Source organism: Anaerolineae bacterium (assembly GCA_011176535.1).
Taxonomy (GTDB): Bacteria; Chloroflexota; Anaerolineae; order Anaerolineales; family DRMV01; genus DUEP01.
Genome location: DUEP01000092.1, coordinates 1 through 18,266 on the forward strand (window position 1 = coordinate 1; position 18,266 = coordinate 18,266).

Below are 18,266 nucleotides of genomic sequence, written 5' to 3' on the forward strand. Positions count from 1 at the left end.
ACGATTTCGCTGGCGGTGAGGTGACGCCGTAGCCCCATCTGGCCAGTGGCGCAAAAAGTGCACCCCATGGCACAACCGGATTGGGTGGAGATGCACAGGGTACGGCGTTTCACATAGCGCATGCGCACCGTTTCCACGGGGGCGCCGTCGGGCAGATGGAACAGGGTTTTGTGGGTCTCACCATCGGAGGAAGCCACCTCGCGCACGGGCGTCAGATGGCTGAAGGTGAAGGCTTTGGCCAGGCGTTGGCGCAGGGTTTTGGGCAGGGTGGTGAAATCTTCAGGTCGGCTCCAAAAATGACGGTACAGCCCTTCCCAGATTTGCCGCGCGCGGAAGGGGTTTTCGCCCTGGGCCTCCACCCAACGGGTGAGTTCATCCAGGTCAAGATCGTAAATCAAACGCGGGGTGTGCTGTTCCATGGCTTTTGCCCTCATTGGGCGATGTGCTGACCGGGATGGCGGCGTTGGGTTTCCAGCCAGGAAAGCAGATGTTCCAGATCGGGCACAATGAGGTCGGGCTGAACCTCCGCGGCCTTGGCCTGGGCTTCGCTGGTCACGCCGGAGAGCACCAGCGCTGTGGCGCAACCGGCCTGCTGACCGCCCAGGATGTCGGTTTCCAGCCGATCACCGACCACCAGGGTTTCTTCGGGGCGCACATCCAGCCTGCCCATGGCCAGTTGGAAGAGCAACGGAGCGGGCTTGCCCACCACCCAGGGGGCGGTATCGGTGGCCGCTTCCACAGCGGCCAGGATGGCCCCGGCGCCGGGAACCAGCCCTTCGGGGGTGGGATAGGTACGGTCGGGGTTGGTGCCGATGAACAGGGCGCCCTGGCGGATGAGCACGGTGGCCCGCCGGAGTTTCTCGTAGGTCAGATGGCGGTCCAGGGCCACGACGACGGCCTGGGCGTTGCCTTCGGTGAGGCGGAAGCCGGCCTCCTGCACGGCCCGGGCCAGGCCCTCTTCACCGATCAGATAAACCCCGGCCCCTTGGGGAAAGCGTTGCTGTAGAGCGGCGACGGCGGCCTGCGCCGAGCCAAAGATGTGCGTTGCAGGGAAGGTTACGCCGAAGCGTTGCAATTTGGCCACATACTGGGCCGGGGTGCGGGTGGCGTTGTTGGTCACCAGGGCCACCCGGAGGTTCAGCGATGCGATGCGTTGAAACAGACGCGGCAAGTCACCCAAAGGTTGCTCGCCGCGCCAGAGCACGCCGTCCATATCCAGCAGCAAAACGCGCAGGTGTTGCCAGTCGTGCATGAGCGTTCTCCCTCCGTCCATGGGGTGCGGCGATTATACCAGGGGGGCGTGCTTTTTCAGGGCCGCGGCGACTTCTTCCGGGGTCCGGCACAAGGCGGTGAGGCTGTGGCGGATCATGGGGTTCAGCAGGTTGTCAGGGTCCGGCACCCGCGTATCCTCCACCACGCCCAGGACGGGGATCCCTTTGGCGTAGGCGTAGCCCATCTCCCAGGCGGTGCCGGAGTCCACATCGGTGCCGTGCAGCACGGCCACCACGAGATGGATGCGCTGCAGGGCTTCGAGGTCACGCAGGAAGAAGAACCGGGTGCCCTGAGAGCGGTCGGCCAGGCCGGCGTCCCGGTGGGGGAGGTAGGTGGCATAGCCCAGGTCGCGGCAGAGGGCATCCAGGCGTTCCAGGTACCACCGGTCGCCCGGGGTGAACAACGGCCCGGCAAGGTAAACGAGGGGTTGGGTGGGTCGAGGCATCTCGTCCTCCTTTGGCGAAAATTTTGTATAATGGTACCAACATCTGGCCATTTCATCGTAACGGGGGGAGGTATGTCCACACATCGCCCAGAGGCGTTCCGGGAGTCGCGCTGTCGTCGCCCATCGGGGGACGGGGACCCGCAGAAGGTGTCCTGGACACGGATCGTGATCGTGTTGTTGGTTCTGGTGCTGTTGGCCAACGTGGGTCTGCTGGTGAAGGTGACCCTCCCGTACACGGAGCCGCTGAACCGCTATCTTTGGCACCCCATGGAGGCCCTGGCGAAATGGGGGGATAAGTTCTTGGGGCTGTTCTTGCTGTGGGCTTTTTTCTTCGCGCAGTTTTTGTTGCCGTTGGAGCGAGTGGGAGATCGCTGGAAGATGACCCTGCGGGTGGTGTCCCATGGGGTAGGTTGGGCCGGCTCTCTCCTGATGGTGCAGGATGGGCAGATTCTCTCTTCGCAGGATAAGGTGTTGTGCACAGGGCCGGGCCTGGTGGTGACCGATCTTGCCAGTGCGGTGGTGTTGCGCACGAAAAGGAATTATTCACGCGTAGTGCCGCCTTCCAGCGTGGCGTTTTTGTCCTCGACAGAATATGTGGAGGATGTGGTGGACCTGCGCGACATCGCCCGGGTGGTGGGGCCGCACGAGGAGGACCGGCCTTTTGTACCCCGGCAGCCGGATGAGGATGAGGGACGCTATGAGGAGCGTCGGGCACGTTTCTATCAGACCCGCGGCCTGACCCGCGATGGGATGGAGGTGGTAGCCCGAATTTGGGTGAAGTTTCATCTGCGCGATGATGACGAGGAGCAGCACCACGCCTTTCCGTGTGCGGAGGAGCGCTGGCGGCTGTGGTTCGACCGCGAGCGGCGGGCGTTTCCGCCCTTTCGCACCCTTTACCACGGTACGGCCAGGTCGGTGTGGCGCGCTGTGCTCTCCCGCCCCCTGCGAACCGAGACGCCCGGGGCAGGCGAGGGGGACGGCGCAGGGGATACGGGCTATCGGCGCTATTCCTGGGACTGGCTCCCGGCGATGATGGCGGCGGAGTTGTGGCGGGAGTATGTGTGCCGGTTCACCCTGGACGAGTTGTTCACGCCGTTGGCGCATCATGACGGGCACACGGGGGTGGAAATGGTTCAGAGGGCCATGGAGGCCCGATTGACCCAGAATAGGTATCGGGAGATGGGTGCCAGCGGGCGCTTCAATCAGGCCCAGGTTGGCGTGCGTGACAGTCCAGAGTTTCACGCACTGGAGCAGCGAGGCATTGCGGTGGACAAGGTGGTCATTATCGGCCTCTTCTTCCCGCCGGAGGTGGAGAAGGGGCTGGCCCAACTGCGCGCCAACACCTGGCTCCAGCGCGCTCAGGTAGAGCGGGAAGCAGTCGAACGCCAACGGGCGTTGGCCCGTGAACAGGGGGAACGGGCGGCGCTGGGCTTTTTGGGCCGCTCGCTGAGGAGATTTCAAACGGCCTTACAGCTGGCCATAGTGAGATTGCAAGGGGAAAATGACAGAGTGGCGTGGGACGCCTTTTTCCTGGAGGTTGCCAGCACCGTGATGGCCGACCTGGCCGACGCCTTCGACCGCAGCGATTTTCGGGAGCGATTGGGGGGCCGCGAAGTGGGCCGTTTGCGCAAGTTGCTGGCGCGGCTCCGAAGTTTCATGCAGTTCTCGTGAGGGGGAAGGAGCAGCAAGATGGGCGTTTTGCAAGGTGAACAGTACCGGTGTGTATGGCCTTTTCTTGAAGAGGCGGGAGAGGACTCCGGTTGGAAGTTATGTCTCTGCAGGGCCCTGGACCGGGTGGCATGGATGGGCGAGCGCGTGTTGCGCCTGTGGGCCCGGGTGCTTTGTGCACTAAATACCCTTCTCGCCGAAGTCTTCGCCCTGCGGCAACCCTGGGCGCTGCTGCGTTTCCTTTTCTTCCTCGGTTATTTCTACTGGGCGCTCATCCGTCCGTACCGCCTGTATCCGAAGCCGATGCCGGATGTGTTGCCGTTCCCTTACATGCTGTTGCCTGATGTGTCGTTTTTTGCCGGTTTGGGCCTGATGCTCAAAGGGATGTGGCTGTGGTTTGCCTTTCTCTTTCGCTGGGAGGTTGTGCGTTATTGGGCGGTGTGGGGCGGCTCGTTCGTGTTGGCCTGGCTGGCGGCGGCCTTTTACCTATGGTACATCTTTGACCTGGAGGTAGAGCCGGCCCGGCGCGCTTTGCGGCAGCGGCAGAGCCGCTGGGTGGTGCTCTACCGGGCTTTTGCGCCTCGCTATGTATGGCGTTTCCGTGCGCTGGACGGCCGCGTGGAGGATGATGCCTCGGCGGTGTATTGGTTCGGTGGCCCGGGGCGCCTCCAGGTGGCCATGGACAACGCCGTGGTTCTGGAACGCACGGGACGCGGTGAGCCACGGGTGTTGACCCCTGGGCCCAACAGATGGCTGCCGGTGGAAGGTTACGAGAGGGTGCGGCGGATTCTCGACCTGCGCGACCAGCACCTGCGTTTCGATGTGGCGCTGCGTACCCGGGATGGGGTTCCGCTGGTCTTCCGCGATGTGCGGCTGGTGTACAGCATCCGGCGCGGACGGGAAGACGCGACCCTGGCGCAGCCTTACCCACATGTGGTGGAGAGCATCGAGCGTCTCATCCGCATCGAGGGGGGGAGGGCCCGCGACCTGGAGAGCCACCTCCCCTGGGGCAATGTGGCCGAGTTGCGCCGCTGGCGCTCGGTGGAGCACACCGCTCAGACCATGCGGGTGGCCTTCCGCAGCGGTTTGCGGCGCGCCGTCTCCGCGCGCACCTTGCAGGAGGTGCTGGCGTTTATTCAGCAGGATGAAGCGGCAGTTTTGGTCAATCGGTGGGATGTGCAGCCGTTGAGCGCCCGGCCGGGACGCCCCAGTCCGGGGCCTTTGTTCCCGTATGGGCCGTTCCCGCAGGCACCCGCTGACCTCCTGCCGCGTTTTCAACTCACGGGGTTGCTGCGCCGGCAAAATTACGAGGAGCGTGGCGTCTCTCTGCACTGGGCCGATATGAACAATTGGGAGGTCACGGTGGGGAAAATCAAGCCCCAATTCCTTCAGGCCTGGCAATTGTCACGCGAGAACCGCCAACGCGCCGCGCCCGCTGCGCTGAACCAGGTCCGCCAGGATGCTTATCTGGCCTTCCTGGGGGCGGAGATTCAGCGCTGGGATCAGATCCTGGCAGGCATGGACCTGGGTACTCCAGAAGGGCGGGAGGCCTTCCGGTTGGGTGTGCGGCAGTGGCTGAGCCGCCTTTGGGCCCTGTTGCAGGAGATCCAGGATCGTCAGATTGACCTCAACGAAGTGATGAGTCTTCATCGGCCTTAGGGACCGGCGAAGAGCAGGCGCGGCGTCCGCGCTCCCTTTGGCTCAGGAGAGGATAGGCTGATGTCGCTGGTGTTTGGAGAAGCCTTTGACGAAGAACGCCCGGTGGTGGTCGTCGGCGCCTGTGGCGTGGATGTGATCGCGGCGCCCAGGCAACTGCCCGAAGTGGGTGAGCGGTCTCCGGCGTCGGTGCGCCTGGATTTCGGCGGTGTGGGGCACAATGTGGCGGCCAACCTGGCCCTGTTGGGGCAGCCCGTACGGATGATTTCCATCCTGGGCCGCGATGTGTGGGGCCAGGCCCTGCGGGCGCGTTTGCAGCAACTGGGCATCGACACCCGGGGTGTGTTGACCGTGGATACGCCCACGGGGGCCTATGTGGGCGTGCTGCACCCCCAGGGCGGCCTGGCCTATAGCCTTTATGGAGATGCCTTGCTGGCCGCTCTGACGCCGCAGCAAGTGCGCCAACAGGAAGCGCTGTTTCGCGATGCGGTGGCTGTGTTCGTGGAGGCCAATGTGCCCCGACGCACCTTGCGCACGGTGTTTTCCCTGGCTCGGCGGTACCGTTTGCCCGTGATCGCCGACCCCACGGCGCCTGACCTGGCCCCCCGGTTGCGTCCTTATCTTTCCCGACTGGCGGTGGTCACGCCCAACCATCGGGAGGCAGCGGCGCTGCTGGGCCAGGATTTGCCCCAGGATGACCTGGCCCTGCTGGTGCGCGCGGCCCGGGCTCTGGTCGCCCAGGGAGTGGGCCTATCCATCATCACCCTGGCCGAATTTGGCCTGTGTTACGCCACCTCGGAGGCCAGCGGGCACATCCCGGCGCTGAAGACGGCCGTGGTGGACCCTACGGGCGCAGGAGACGCCTTGACGGCGGCCGTGCTTTACGCCTTGCTTCGCAGCATCCCGGTGGACGATGCGGTGCGTCTGGGCCTCGCTGCGGCGGCGTTGACCCTGGCTTCCCCTGGGACGGTGGCCACCGATTTGTCGCTGGAACGGCTGTATGACCGGCTGGTGTTGTGAAGGGGGGCTGGTATAATCCCTTCCTTGAAATCGCTTTCGGTGGAGGTGTCATGGACAACGCAAGCCTGCCTCAAACGGTGCGGGTGGCGGCTGAGGTGCGTCAGGCGCTCCGGCGTGGGGCGCCTGTGGTGGCGCTGGAGTCGGCGGTCATCACCCATGGCCTGCCCCGGCCGGACAACCTTTCGCTGGCCAGGGATATGGAAGCTACCGTCAAATCCCATGGCGCTTTGCCTTCCACGGTGGGGGTGATCGAGGGGCAAGTGGTGGTGGGGCTTTCCAGCGCCCAGTTGCACACCCTGGCCTATCACGAAAACCCGCGCAAAATCAGCGTGCGGGATTTCGGCCCGGCCCTGGCCCAGCGCCAGACCGGTGGGACCACGGTCTCCGGCACCTTGGTAGCCTGCGGGTTGACCGGGATTCGGGTGTTCGCCACCGGCGGCATCGGTGGCGTGCACCGCTGGCCCCCTTACGATGTTTCGGCCGACCTGCCCCAGTTGAGCCGTACGCCCACCGTGGTGGTCTGCGCGGGGGCCAAGGCCATTCTGGACCTGCCCGCCACGCTGGAATACCTGGAGACCCTGGGTGTGCCCGTGGTGGGCTATCAGACCGACGAGTTCCCGGCTTTCTACAGCGCCGAAAGCGGCCTGCGGGTGCCTTACCGCGCCAAGGATGCCGAAGAGGTGGCGCGCATCGCCCGGTCGCACTGGGACCTGGGCCTGAAAAGCGCCATCCTGGTGGTGGTGCCGCCGCCCCAGCCGTTGCCCCGCGGGCATGTGGAGCAGGCCGTCGCTCAGGCGCTGGAGGAGGCGCGGGCGAAAGCCGTCCGGGGCTTCGCCATGACGCCCTTTTTGCTTCAGCGGGTGGCCGAACTCACCGGTCACACCAGTGTGGATGCCAATCTGGCTTTGTTGAAACACAACGCTCAGGTAGCGGCGCGTATTGCCGATGCGCTCAGTGCTCAAAAACATCTCAGGGTGGTGTAATCATGTCTCGTTTTACTTTGGCTTTGGTGCAAACCGATGTGGTCTTCGGCGATCCCCAGGCCAACCTGGCGGAGGCCGAGAAGTGGATTGCCCGCGTGGCAGCCCAGGGGGCCGAGATGGCTCTGCTGCCCGAACTGTGGGCCACGGGCTATGCGCTGGAACGGGCCGAGCAGTTGGCCGACCCCCTGGGCGAGGGGGGCTTCGCTGCCATGGCCCGCTGGGCGGACAAGTATGGCGTGGCCGTGGGCGGGTCGCACCTCGAGAAGACGCCGGAGGGCGTTTACAACACTTTTGCTCTTTACGGATCCGACGGTTCGCTCTGGGGCGCTTACCGTAAGATCCATCTTTTCGGTCCGATGAGCGAGCGCCTCTTCCTGCTCCCCGGGGACTATGTGGAGGTGGTGCAGTCACCCTGGGGCGCCGTGGGCCTGGCCGTTTGCTACGATTTGCGCTTTCCGGAAATCTTTCGCCTGCAGGCGGTATCGGGGGTGCGCTTGTTCCTCTTGGTCGCCGAGTGGCCCAGAAGACGCATCGACCACTGGCACATGCTGTTGCGCGCTCGCGCGGTGGAGAATCAGGCCTTTATCGCCGCGGTAAACCGGGTGGGAAAGGACAAAAGGCATCTCTTTGGTGGAGAAAGCAGCGTCGTGGGGCCGGATGGGAAACTTTTGGGTCGCCTGGGCAATCGCCCGGATACCCTGCTGCTCGACATCAACCTCAGCCAGGCCAACGCGGTGCGCCAGCGTTTTTCTCCCCTGCATGATTGCCGACCGGAAGCCTACCGTCTGAGGAGGGAAAGGCGCTATGCGTGAACCCCGGGTGGGGAGTCTGGTGCTCTTCAAGAATCGACCGGCGCGGGTGGTGCAAACCGACCCGCGCCTGGTCATTCAGACCGCCGAAGGGCAGACCCTCAAAGTGCGGCCCAAGGATGTGCAGGTGCTGCACCCCGGCCCGGTGGACGCGCTGCCCGACGCTGCCCCGCCCGAGGAAACCCTTTTGGCCGAAGCCTGGGAGGTGCTGCAGGGCGAGACGGTGCCCCTGGCCGTGCTGGCCGAATTGCTTTACGGGGCGTTTACACCGCAGAGCGCCTGGGCCACCTGGCAGGCGGTGAGCGATGGTCTGTATTTCACAGGCTCGCCGGAGGCTGTGCAAGCCCGTCGGTCGGAAGAGGTGGCCGCCGAGCGGCGGGCCCGGGAGGCCCGGGCGGCGCAGGCCCGCGCATGGGAGTCGTTCCTCCAACGCGCTCGGCGCGATGAGGTGGACGCCGCGCAAGACTGGGCTTTCCTGCAGGATGTGGTGGCTTTGGCCCGCGGTCAGGCCGGGCGCAGCCGCGTGTTGCGCGCCTTAGGCAGCCGTGAAACCCCGCAGAACGCCCATCGCCTGTTGCTCCGTTGGGGGGTGTGGGGCCCCCGCGAGAACCCCTACCCCCATCGCCTGGGCATCGCCCTTGCGCCTCCCGAGTTGCCCCTGCCCGACCTGCCCGAGGAGCCCCGCCGTGACCTGACCCATCTGCCCGCCTGGGCTATCGACGATGAGGGCAGCCGCGACCCCGATGATGCCCTGAGCGTGGAAGGCCGCCGCCTGTGGGTCCATGTGGCTGATGTGGCGGCCCTGGTGCCCCCGGGGAGCCCCGCCGATGAAGAAGCCCGCGCCCGTGGGGCCAGCGTGTACCTGCCGGAAGCCATCGTCCCCATGCTGCCCGAGGCGGCCCCCGAGCGGCTGGCCCTGGGCCTGCAACCCGTCTCGCCGGCGCTTTCCATTGGCATTGACCTTTCGCCGGACGGCGACATCCTGGATGTGGAGGTGACACCCTCCTGGGTGCGCGTCATCCGGCTGACCTACGCCCAGGCCGACGCTTTGCTGGAAAGCGAAGCCTCGTTACAGGCCCTGGAAGGGTTGCTGGCTCCCTTTGCCGAGCGTCGTCGTCAGGCCGGCGCGGTGGAGTTGCATCTACCTGAAGTGAAGGTCATTGTGGATGAAGAGGGGGTTATCCGCCTGCGCCCCATCCTGCCCTTACGTAGCCGGCAATTGGTGCGGGAGGCCATGTTGGCCGCGGGCGAAGCGGTGGCCCGCTATGGGCTGGCGCAGGGCATCCCGCTGCCCTTCACCACGCAGGAGCCGCCCGCGCCCCTGGCGGAGGTGCCCCCCGGCCTGGCGGGCATGTTTGCCCTGCGCAAAACCCTGCGCCGCAGCGAGTACCACGCCACGCCCGCTCCGCATCACGGCCTGGGGTTGCCCCTTTATGTCCGGGCGACCAGTCCCTTGCGCCGGTATCTGGATCTGGTGGTGCACCAGCAATTGTGGGCCCATTGGCGGGGCGAGGATCTGCTGGATGCGCAAGAGGTGCTGGAGCGGGTAGGGGTGGCAGAGGCCGTGGTGGGCACCGTTCGGCAGGCGGAGCGGCTTTCGCGGCAACACTGGTTGCTGGTGTATCTCCTGGAGCATCCCCACTGGCAGGGGGAAGGGGTGCTGGTGGAGCGTCGCCCTCCCTGGGGCATCTTTCTGCTGCCCGATCTGGGGATGACGGCCCAGGCGTACCTTCCAGCGGACCTGCCGCTCAATGCTACGGTCACCCTTCACCTGGAAGAGGTGCTGCTCCCCGAATTGGAAGCCCGTTTCCGGGTTGTGCTCCCGGACCTCTGAGGTGCGAACCCGCACCCGGAGGAGGGACATCCTCCTGGGGGCATCCTTGGCCCTTGAGCCTCCGGAAAGGATGGGCTATACTGAAAGCGAGCCTTGTGGGGCCGAGGAGGATCGATGATGGATGAAGCCGCCTTGCGTCAGCGGTACGAAGACCTCAAACGAGAAATCCATTACCACAACTATCGCTACTATGTGCTCAACGACCCGGTCATCAGCGATTACGAATACGACCAACTGATGGCCGAGTTGCGGCGCATCGAAGAGGCCCATCCGGAGTGGGTGACCCCCGATTCGCCCAGCCAGCGGGCGGGCGCGCCACCAGCCGAGGAGTTCGCCAAGGTGCGCCATCCGGCGCCTATCCTGAGCCTGTCCAACGCCTTCGATGCCGCGGATTTGCGCGCCTGGCTGGAGCGCATTGCCCGTTTGGACCCCCGGGTGCGCGAGGCGGATTTCGTGGTGGAGCCGAAAATCGACGGCCTCACGGTGGTGCTCCATTACCGGGATGGCGTGTTCACTTTGGGTGCCACCCGGGGTGATGGCGAGGTGGGCGAGGACATCACCGCCAACCTGCGCACCGTGCGGGCGCTTCCCCTGCGAATCCCTGTGGACCCTGACGGGTCTCAGCCGCCGCCGTATCTGGTGGTTCGTGGCGAGGCGTTCATCACGAAAAAGGACTTCGAGGCCCTCAACCGCCGCCTGGCCGAAGCGGGCGAACGCACCTATCTCAACCCCCGCAACACGGCGGCCGGCTCGCTGCGCCAGTTGAACCCTGCGGTGACGGCGCAGCGCCCCATCACTTTGCTGTGTTACGCCATCGTAAGCGCCGAGGGCGGCGAGGTGCCCCACACCCAGTGGGAGACGCTGGATTACTTGCGACGCCTGGGATTCCCGGTGCCTGAAGCGGTTCATTGTCCCGATTTGGATTGTGTTATCCGTACCCATGAAGAATGGGCTCAAAGGCGTGACACCTGGCCCTATGAGATGGACGGCTTGGTGGTGAAGATCAACGATTTGCGCCTGCAGGCCGCCTTAGGTGTGGTGGGCAAGGACCCCCGCGGGGCCATCGCCTTCAAGTTCCCCGCCGAAGAGGTCACCACCCGTTTGCTGGATATTGGCGTCAATGTGGGCCGCACGGGCGTGCTCACGCCCTACGCCATTTTGGAGCCGGTGGAGATTGGAGGGGTGATCGTCAAACAGGCCACTTTGCACAACTTCGACTACATCCGGGAGAAAGACATTCGCATCGGCGATCGGGTGCTGGTGAAGCGGGCAGGCGATGTGATTCCGTATGTCATCGGACCGGTGGTCGGCGCCCGCACGGGAAAGGAACGCATCTTCGAGCCGCCCACCCGCTGCCCGGCGTGCGGGGAGTCGGTGGTGCACCCGGAAGGCGAAGTCGCCTGGTATTGCGTCAACGCCGCCTGCCCCGCCCAACTCATCCGCAATCTGGAGCATTTTGCGCATCGTGGGGCTATGGATATCCGCGGCCTGGGCATCAAAATCGTCGAGCAGTTGGTTCGCGCCGGCCTGGTTGAGGATGTGGCCGACCTGTACTACCTCACGAAAGAAGATTTGCTGCCACTGGAAGGATTTGCCGACAAGAAGGCGGAGAACCTGCTCCAGGCCATCGCGGAAAGCAAAACGCGCCCCCTGGAGCGTTTGATCGTGGGGTTGGGCATTCATGGCGTGGGTGAAGCGGTAGCCGCTGAGTTGGCGCGTCGCTTCCCCGACCTGGATGCGTTGAGTCGGGCCACGATGGAGGATTTGCAATCCATCGAGGGCATTGGCCCCAGCATCGCCGAGAGCATCGTCGAGTGGTTCCGCGCACCGCGCAATCAAAAGGTGTTGGAGAAGTTGCGCCGCGCCGGGGTATGGCCACGCGCCGCCGCGCCCACGGAGCCCGAGGCGCAACCTTTGGCCGGGCTGACCTTTGTCCTTACCGGCACCTTGCCTCACATGACCCGCGAAGAAGCCAAGGCATACATTCAAGCCCACGGTGGACGGGTGGCCTCTGCGGTGAGTCGCAAAACGGATTACCTGGTGGTCGGCGAAAACCCCGGCAGCAAGTTGCAGAAGGCCCGGGCCCTGGGTATCAAGACCATTGATGAAGCCACTCTGCGTCGCCTGGTGGAGGAGGGCTTCCACCCGTAAGCCTTCATCTGCGCCTGGGACCCTCCCGCCAAACACGACCATCCGGCGGAAGCGGCCTTTGTCGTCTTCCGCTGGTTTTTTTGTGGGGTGTCCGAAAGGTCGCCCGGATGGTTGCAATTTTCAACGGCTTGGACTAAACTTGAGAGGATTAAATGCCCTGCCGTCTGTTTTGACATCCTTTATTCTGGAGTTATGCCCTATGAGCAAGGATCTTTCCCAGGCTAACGATCCGTTGGCTCAACGCATCCGTGAAACAGCGGAATATGTCAAGTGGGGGAAGAGCATCGGCCTGTACCCGTACAACCGTCCGGTGGAGGCTCTGCTGGAGAAGGGATGGGTGCGGGTCAACGGCCAGAAGAAACTGATGATGGCTTCGTATAGTTATCTGGGCCTTATTGGTCATCCCCGGATTTCGGCCGCCGCCAAAGCCGCGATTGAGCGATATGGCTCTGGCACGCATGGCGTGCGCACCCTGGCCGGTTCGCTGCCCGTGCACCAGGAGTTGGAGGAGACTATCGCCGCCTTCAAGGGGGCCGAGGCGGCCATCGTGTTTTCCTCCGGGTATGTGACCAATGTGGCGGTGATCTCCGCCCTGGTGCGGCGCGGCGATTATGTGATCACCGACAAATACAACCACGCCAGCATCGTGGACGGCATTTTGCTCGCCGGAGCGAAAATGCTGCGTTTCCCCCACAACGACATGGCGGCCCTGGAGCGGCGTTTGCAACAGGTGCCTGCCGGGGCGACCAAGTTGGTGGTGGCCGATGCCGTGTTCAGCATGGATGGGGACATCATCGACCTGCCCAGGGTGGCCGAACTTTGCCAGCGGTACGACGCCTGGCTGATGATCGACGAAGCGCATTCGGTGGGCGTGCTGGGTCCGACGGGCCGCGGCATTGAAGAGCACTTTGGGTTGGACGATGTGATTGACATCAACATGGGCACCCTGAGCAAGACCATCCCCTCCGTGGGCGGCTACATCGCGGGGAAGAAGGACCTCATCGAATATGTGCGTCATACCGCCCGGGGGTACATTTTCTCGGCGGCGTTGCCTCCGGCCCAGGCGGCGGCAGCGGCCGAGGCCTTTCGGTTGATCCTCGACGAGCCCTGGCGGGTGGAAAAACTGCGCGCCAACACGCAGCAGTTCATCAAAGGCTTGCAGGCGCGCGGCTTCGACACCATGAACACCGAGACGGCCATTGTGCCGGTGTTGTGCAAAGAGGACATGGTGGCTTATCGGCTTGCCAAGGCGGCCTTTGACCGCGGCCTTTTCGTGTTGCCGGTGGTGAGCCCAGCGGTACCCCAGGGGCTGGCCCGGCTGCGCGCCACGGTGATGGCCTCGCACGAACCCGAGGACATCGAATGGGCCATGGACCAGTTGGCCGAAGCCGCCCGGGAAGTGGGTCTCCTGGCCTGAACGGGAGCCCCCTCCCTCTTCACGCCCCCTCTCGCCTCCTGGATAAGGGGCCGAGAGGGGGCGTGGCGACTCACCGCTCGGGTGGCTCTGTTTCCCCACAGGAGCTTCTATGGCCAGCGTGCTTCTCAAGCCTGGGCGCGAAAAGTCGGTGCTGCGGCGGCACCCGTGGGTTTTCTCCGGCGCGGTGGCGCGGGTAAAAGGCCACCCGGCCCCCGGCGATTGGGTGGCGGTGCTGGACCATCGAGGGCGTTTTCTTGCCTGGGGTACCTACAGCCCCCGTTCCCAAATCCGGGTGCGCCTGTGGGCCTGGGAGGAGAGCGTTCTGCTCACTGAGGAGTTGCTGCGCCAGCGTATCCTGGCGGCTCACGCCCGGCGTCAGCGTTGGCTGGACGCTCAGGCCACAGACGCCTATCGGGTCGTCTTTGGCGAAGCCGATGGCCTGCCTGGCCTCATCGTGGACCGGTACGCCGACACCGCGGTGGTACAGTTCCTCAGCGTGGGGGTGGACCGCTGGCGCGAGGTCGTCGCCAAGATACTGCTGGACCTGCCCGGCATCCGGCGGGTCTATGAGCGCTCGGATGTCGAGGTGCGGCGTCTGGAAGGCCTGGAGCCTCGCGTGGGGCTTTTGCGCGGTGAGGAACCGCCCGAGCGTCTGCGCATCCGCGAGCACGGGCTGGCCTTTTGGGTGGATGTGCGCCGGGGGCACAAAACGGGGTTCTATCTGGATCAACGTCCCAATCGGCAACTCGTGCGCCGGCTGGCCAGGGGGAAGCGGGTGCTCAACGCCTTCGCCTACACGGGCGGTTTTGCGGTCTATGCCCTGGCCGGGAGGGCGGCTTCCGTGCTCTCCATCGATACCTCGGCCGCGGCCCTGGCCTTGGGCCGCGAAAACCTAACCCTCAACGACCTGCCCGCCGACCGCGCTTCATGGCTGGAAGGGGATGTCTTTCAGGTGTTGCGTGAGTTCCATCGCCAGGGACGGCAATTCGATCTCATCGTGCTTGATCCCCCCAAGTTCGCCGCTACCGCTTCTCAGGTTCCCCGCGCGGCGCGGGGCTACAAAGACATCAACTGGCTGGCCTTTTTGCTCCTGGCGCCGGGGGGCGTGCTGGTCACCTTCTCCTGCTCCGGTGGGCTGGACGCGGCCCTGTTTCAGAAAATCGTGGCCGATGCGGCGTTGGACGCCGGTGTGGAAGGGCGCATCGTCGCCCGGCTGACCCAGGGCGAGGATCATCCCGTGCTGCTGGCTTATCCGGAATCGGCCTATCTCAAGGGGCTGGTGGTCATCGTGGGATGAGGATGTCCTCGGGGGAGGGGTTTTCTCCCTGGAAATCCCGACCCGGTCGTTGGCATCCGGATCCGGGGGGAGCCCGTCCCTCAGGGTTCGGTGGCAGCCCAAAAGTCTAGCAGCAACCTCCCAAAGGCGTGTTCTGCTTCCAGGTGGACATTGTGCCCGGCCTGGGGGACGATGACCAGTCGGGCGTGCGGGACGCGCCGGGCCATCTCGCGCAACCGCTGGGGGTATTTGGGGTCGCGTTCCCCGGTCACCAGCAGCACCGGCATGGACAGTTCGGCCAGGCGAGGGGTGAGGTCGGGTTGCTGTCCGGGGCTCATCTCGGCGACCACCCGGGCCATGTCCTCGGCGTTCTGCTGACTGCGGCGGGTGATGAGGGCCTCTCGCAGGCCGGGGTGGGCGTCTAAGGAGGCAAACAGGGGGAGGCGATACCAGGATTCCAGAAAGTTGCGCAGCCCTTTTCGGCGAATGAGGTCCGCCCGCGCGGCATCCAGCCGTGCCCGTTCGGCCCTGGCCTGCGGCTCCCTCAGTCCGGGGTTGGCCGACTCCAGAGTCAGGCTGACCACCACTTGGGGATGGGCCAGGGCGAAGGCCAGGGCCACCCGCCCGCCCAGGGAATACCCCACTAGGTGGACGCGCTTCAGGCAGCGGGCGTCCAGCCAGTCGGCCAGCCAGGAGACCCACGCAGCGTAACTTTGTCGGCCGGGGCGCAAGGGCGTCGCCCCGTGCCCCGGCAAATCGGGGGCGTGGGTGGGGCGTGAAGGGAAGCGCCGGCGGAGGGCGTCCCAGTCGGCGCCTCGCCCCAGAAAACCGTGCAGGAAGACGACCGGCGTCTCAAGGTTCACCAGGGGCACTCCCGTTTCGAGGTTGTCCGGCGGAAGGATTATATCGCTCCTTTGAGGCCCTGCGTGGATGGGAACAGGGGTACTGATGGTAAAATTGAGCCATGAGCAGCGAAAAACCGCGTGTGGTCTTCATGGGTTCGCCCCAGTTTGCCGTGCCCACCCTGCGGGCGTTGGCCGAGCATTACCCCGTGGTGGGGGTGGTCACTCAGCCGGACCGTCCTGCCGGTCGGGGAAGAAAGGTGACGCCTCCGCCGGTGAAGGTCGTTGCCCAGGAGTTGGGCCTGCCCGTGATGCAGCCGCGCCGCCTGCGCGCCCCTGAGGCCTTTGAGCAGTTGCAGGCCTGGGCGCCGGATATCATCGTGGTGGCCGCCTACGGGCAGATTTTGCGGCCCAATGTGCTGGCCCTGCCCCGGTACGGCTGCATCAATGTACACGCCTCGCTTCTTCCGCGCTGGCGGGGGGCTTCGCCCATCCAGCACGCCATTCTGGCAGGGGATCGGGAGACGGGGGTCACCATCATGCTCATGGACGAAGGGCTGGATACCGGCCCGATTCTCTCCCAACGGGCCATGCCCATTGAGCCCGAAGACACGGGGGCCACGCTGAGCGAGAAACTGGCCCGGTTGGGCGCGGCCCTGTTGCTGGAAACGCTGCCCGAATACCTCTCCGGCGCGTTGCAGCCCCGCCCTCAACCGGAGGAAGGCATCACCTATGCGCCTCTGCTGAAAAAAGAGGACGGGCGGTTGGATTTCCAGAAACCGGCGGAGGTTCTGGCCCGGCAGGTGCGCGCCTTTGACCCCTGGCCGGGGACCTTCGTCGCGCCCTGGCGCGGCGGAACGCTGAAGGTGCTCTGGGCTGAAGCGGTGCAGGAACCTTCGCCGGGCCCCGGCGTGCGGTTGGTGTGGCAGGGCTTCCCGGCGGTGGGCACCTCGCAGGGACTCCTGGTGTTGCGGCGGGTGCAGCCGGCGGGCAAGCGTCCCATGGCGGGCGATGCGTTCCTGCGCGGCGCGCGGGATTGGGTGCCCGGTGTCTTTGCCCCTGCGGAGTGATGCGTTCTTGGCTGCGTTGCTCCTGCGCGGGAGAAAACGAATTGGGCCAAGGGCTTTGCCCAGGACGGGTGACTTGAAACTTTTCTCGTCTTAGGGCATACTATCAGCAGAGAAGCCATGATGGGTTGGCTTGCAGGCTGTCCGGGGAGTGTGGGTTATGAGCACCGTTTCTTTGCGCGAATACTTGCGGCAGATTGACGATTTGATCGAGCGGGGGCATCTGGACGAGGCCGTGGCCCATTGCCGGTATATTTTGCAGCGTTTCCCCAAGGTGTTGGCCGTGTACCGCCTGTTGGGGAAGGCCTATCTGGAGGCGCAGCGTTACGATGAGGCGGCCGATCTCTTTCGCCGGGTTTTGGCGACCGTCCCTGACGATCTGGTCGCCCATGTGGCGATGAGCGCCATTGCCGAGACCAAAGGCGATTTGGACCTGGCCATTGCTCACATGGAGCAGGCTTTTGAGGCGGATCCCTCCAACGCGGCCGTTCAGGAAGAGTTGCGCCGCCTTTACGGCGCCCGGGATGGCGTGGAGCCGACGCGCATCCGCCTGACCCGAGGAGCCCTGGCCCGCATGTACTACCTGGGCCAGTTGTACCCTCAGGCGATTGCCGAGTTGCGCGCGGCGTTGAGTGAAGACCCCGATCGCCCCAGCCTGCAACTCTTGCTGGCCAAGGTCTATGCGGCGGCCGGCAAGTTCAACGAAGCGGCCCAAACCTGTTCCACGCTCTTGCGCAAGTTGCCCCACTGCCTGGAAGCCAACCGCTTGATGGCCGAGTTGCTGACCAAAGCCGGTCGTGCCGAAGAGGCCCGCACCTACCGGACCCGTGCCCAGGCCCTGGACCCCTATCTGGCTTATGTGGGCGAGCGCTGGCCTACCCCGGACGCGGTACCGGACGAGCAGGTGACGCTGGAGATGTTGGATTGGGTGCCCGAAATGGTTACCGAGGAGACCTCGTTGACCGCTCCCTTGTTCGCCGGTACCCTGACGGCGCTTGACCAGGAAGAGGAAAAGGTGCCGGATTGGGCGCGGGAGTTGGTGGAGGAGCACATCTCGCCAGAACGGGCTTTGCCAGAGGAAGGCAGCCCTGGGGAACCCCCCGCTGATGCGGAGAAAGGGGGAGCCGCTGCGGAGATTCCCGATTGGATGCGCGAGGCCGGTTGGGAGAGCCGGGAGGCCCCCCTGGAGGAGCCGCCAGCGGCAGAGGAAGCGGAGGAGGAACTGGCTCCGGCCGAGATCCCCGATTGGTTGCAGGAACTCAAACCCCCTGAAGCCGAGGCGGAGGAGGCTGGGTCGGATGAGGCATCGGTTGAACCGGAGTTGCCCTGGTTGCGCGAAGAGATGCCTGGGGCCTCCGAGACCGTGGTGACCTGGCTGGAGGAGCATACCAGGGATACGCCGGCAGAGGCGGAAACGCCTGCTCCTGAAGCCGACGAGGAACTTCCCGAGTGGTTGCGTGGTTTGGAGGAGCCAGGGGCGAGCGAACCCCAGGCGGCCGCATCAGCGCCGGAAGAAAGGGAAGGCGAGGTTGTGGAGGCCGCTGCTTCCCAGGTCGGGGAAGAAATGCCCGACTGGCTGCAGGATCTGGCTGCGGAAGAAGCGATGGTGGCCGGGCAGGGCGAGACAGGGCAGACGGCTCCCCGCCCAGCGGAAGAGCCTGCCACGCCCGAGTGGCTGCAAGAATTGGGGATGGTCGATGAAGGCCCGGCGGAAGCCGAAACCGAAGAGCCCAGCGCAGCGGAGGCCCTGGCCGAAGAAGTGGTGGAAGAAGCGGCGCCTGCCGAGGCGGAGGTGCCGGAATGGCTGCGGGCGTTGAGCGCGGAAG

At 65.0% G+C, this 18,266-nt stretch carries 15 protein-coding genes; 11 read left to right on the plus strand and 4 right to left on the minus strand.

The genetic code is table 11. The annotated features are described in order from the left end of the window. The 3 genes from G4O04_08460 to G4O04_08470 all read right to left on the minus strand — a co-directional run. Window positions 1-419, minus strand: a 419-nt coding sequence (locus tag G4O04_08460; GenBank protein HEY58548.1) for a 23S rRNA (adenine(2503)-C2)-methyltransferase, incomplete at its 3' end; no start/stop codon positions are given. 11 nt (window positions 420-430) lie between these two features. Continuing rightward, entirely contained in the window at window positions 431-1,252 is an 822-nt protein-coding gene (locus tag G4O04_08465; GenBank protein HEY58549.1) for an HAD-IIA family hydrolase, read from the minus strand. A 33-nt stretch (window positions 1,253-1,285) separates the two neighbouring features. Beyond that, window positions 1,286-1,717, minus strand: coding sequence for a nucleoside 2-deoxyribosyltransferase (locus G4O04_08470; GenBank protein ID HEY58550.1), 432 nt, complete (start codon window positions 1,715-1,717; stop codon window positions 1,286-1,288). A 72-nt stretch (window positions 1,718-1,789) separates the two neighbouring features. Here G4O04_08470 and G4O04_08475 point away from each other — a divergent pair, with 72 nt between their 5' ends. The 9 genes from G4O04_08475 to G4O04_08515 all read left to right on the plus strand — a co-directional run bounded on the left by G4O04_08475 (window position 1,790) and on the right by G4O04_08515 (window position 14,552). Beyond that, on the plus strand, window positions 1,790-3,388 hold the full coding sequence (locus G4O04_08475) for a hypothetical protein (GenBank protein HEY58551.1): 1,599 nt from the start codon (window positions 1,790-1,792) through the stop codon (window positions 3,386-3,388). Between the two features lie 132 nt (window positions 3,389-3,520). Further along, a complete protein-coding gene (locus G4O04_08480) occupies window positions 3,521-5,044 on the plus strand; it encodes a hypothetical protein (GenBank protein HEY58552.1) in 1,524 nt (507 codons plus the stop codon). Between the two features lie 60 nt (window positions 5,045-5,104). Next, on the plus strand, window positions 5,105-6,061 hold the full coding sequence (locus G4O04_08485) for a ribokinase (protein ID HEY58553.1): 957 nt from the start codon (window positions 5,105-5,107) through the stop codon (window positions 6,059-6,061). A gap of 50 nt (window positions 6,062-6,111) precedes the next feature. Then, window positions 6,112-7,044 (plus strand): pseudouridine-5'-phosphate glycosidase, encoded by a 933-nt coding sequence (locus tag G4O04_08490; protein HEY58554.1) that lies wholly within the window; start codon window positions 6,112-6,114, stop codon window positions 7,042-7,044. Window positions 7,045-7,046: 2 nt separating this feature from the next. Next, a complete protein-coding gene (locus tag G4O04_08495; protein ID HEY58555.1) occupies window positions 7,047-7,856 on the plus strand; it encodes a carbon-nitrogen family hydrolase in 810 nt (269 codons plus the stop codon). Further along, the gene (locus G4O04_08500; GenBank protein HEY58556.1) at window positions 7,849-9,687 is read left to right on the plus strand and encodes an RNB domain-containing ribonuclease; all 1,839 of its coding nucleotides are present in this window, start codon (window positions 7,849-7,851) and stop codon (window positions 9,685-9,687) included. Before G4O04_08495 ends, G4O04_08500 begins: the two co-directional genes overlap by 8 nt. Window positions 9,688-9,804: 117 nt before the next feature. Continuing rightward, window positions 9,805-11,838 (plus strand): NAD-dependent DNA ligase LigA, encoded by a 2,034-nt coding sequence (ligA, locus tag G4O04_08505; protein ID HEY58557.1) that lies wholly within the window; start codon window positions 9,805-9,807, stop codon window positions 11,836-11,838. A gap of 199 nt (window positions 11,839-12,037) precedes the next feature. Then, window positions 12,038-13,255, plus strand: a complete 1,218-nt coding sequence (locus G4O04_08510) for an aminotransferase class I/II-fold pyridoxal phosphate-dependent enzyme (protein ID HEY58558.1) — start codon at window positions 12,038-12,040, stop codon at window positions 13,253-13,255. 109 nt (window positions 13,256-13,364) lie between these two features. Further along, on the plus strand, window positions 13,365-14,552 hold the full coding sequence (locus G4O04_08515; protein ID HEY58559.1) for a class I SAM-dependent rRNA methyltransferase: 1,188 nt from the start codon (window positions 13,365-13,367) through the stop codon (window positions 14,550-14,552). An 80-nt stretch (window positions 14,553-14,632) separates the two neighbouring features. Here G4O04_08515 and menH read toward each other — a convergent pair whose 3' ends face one another. After that, on the minus strand, window positions 14,633-15,394 hold the full coding sequence (gene menH / locus G4O04_08520; GenBank protein HEY58560.1) for a 2-succinyl-6-hydroxy-2,4-cyclohexadiene-1-carboxylate synthase: 762 nt from the start codon (window positions 15,392-15,394) through the stop codon (window positions 14,633-14,635). 101 nt (window positions 15,395-15,495) lie between these two features. Here menH and G4O04_08525 point away from each other — a divergent pair, with 101 nt between their 5' ends. Together G4O04_08525 and G4O04_08530 are read left to right on the plus strand one after the other, a co-directional pair. Further along, window positions 15,496-16,443, plus strand: coding sequence for a methionyl-tRNA formyltransferase (locus G4O04_08525; protein ID HEY58561.1), 948 nt, complete (start codon window positions 15,496-15,498; stop codon window positions 16,441-16,443). A 157-nt stretch (window positions 16,444-16,600) separates the two neighbouring features. Beyond that, window positions 16,601-18,266, plus strand: a 1,666-nt coding sequence (locus tag G4O04_08530; protein HEY58562.1) for a tetratricopeptide repeat protein, incomplete at its 3' end; no start/stop codon positions are given.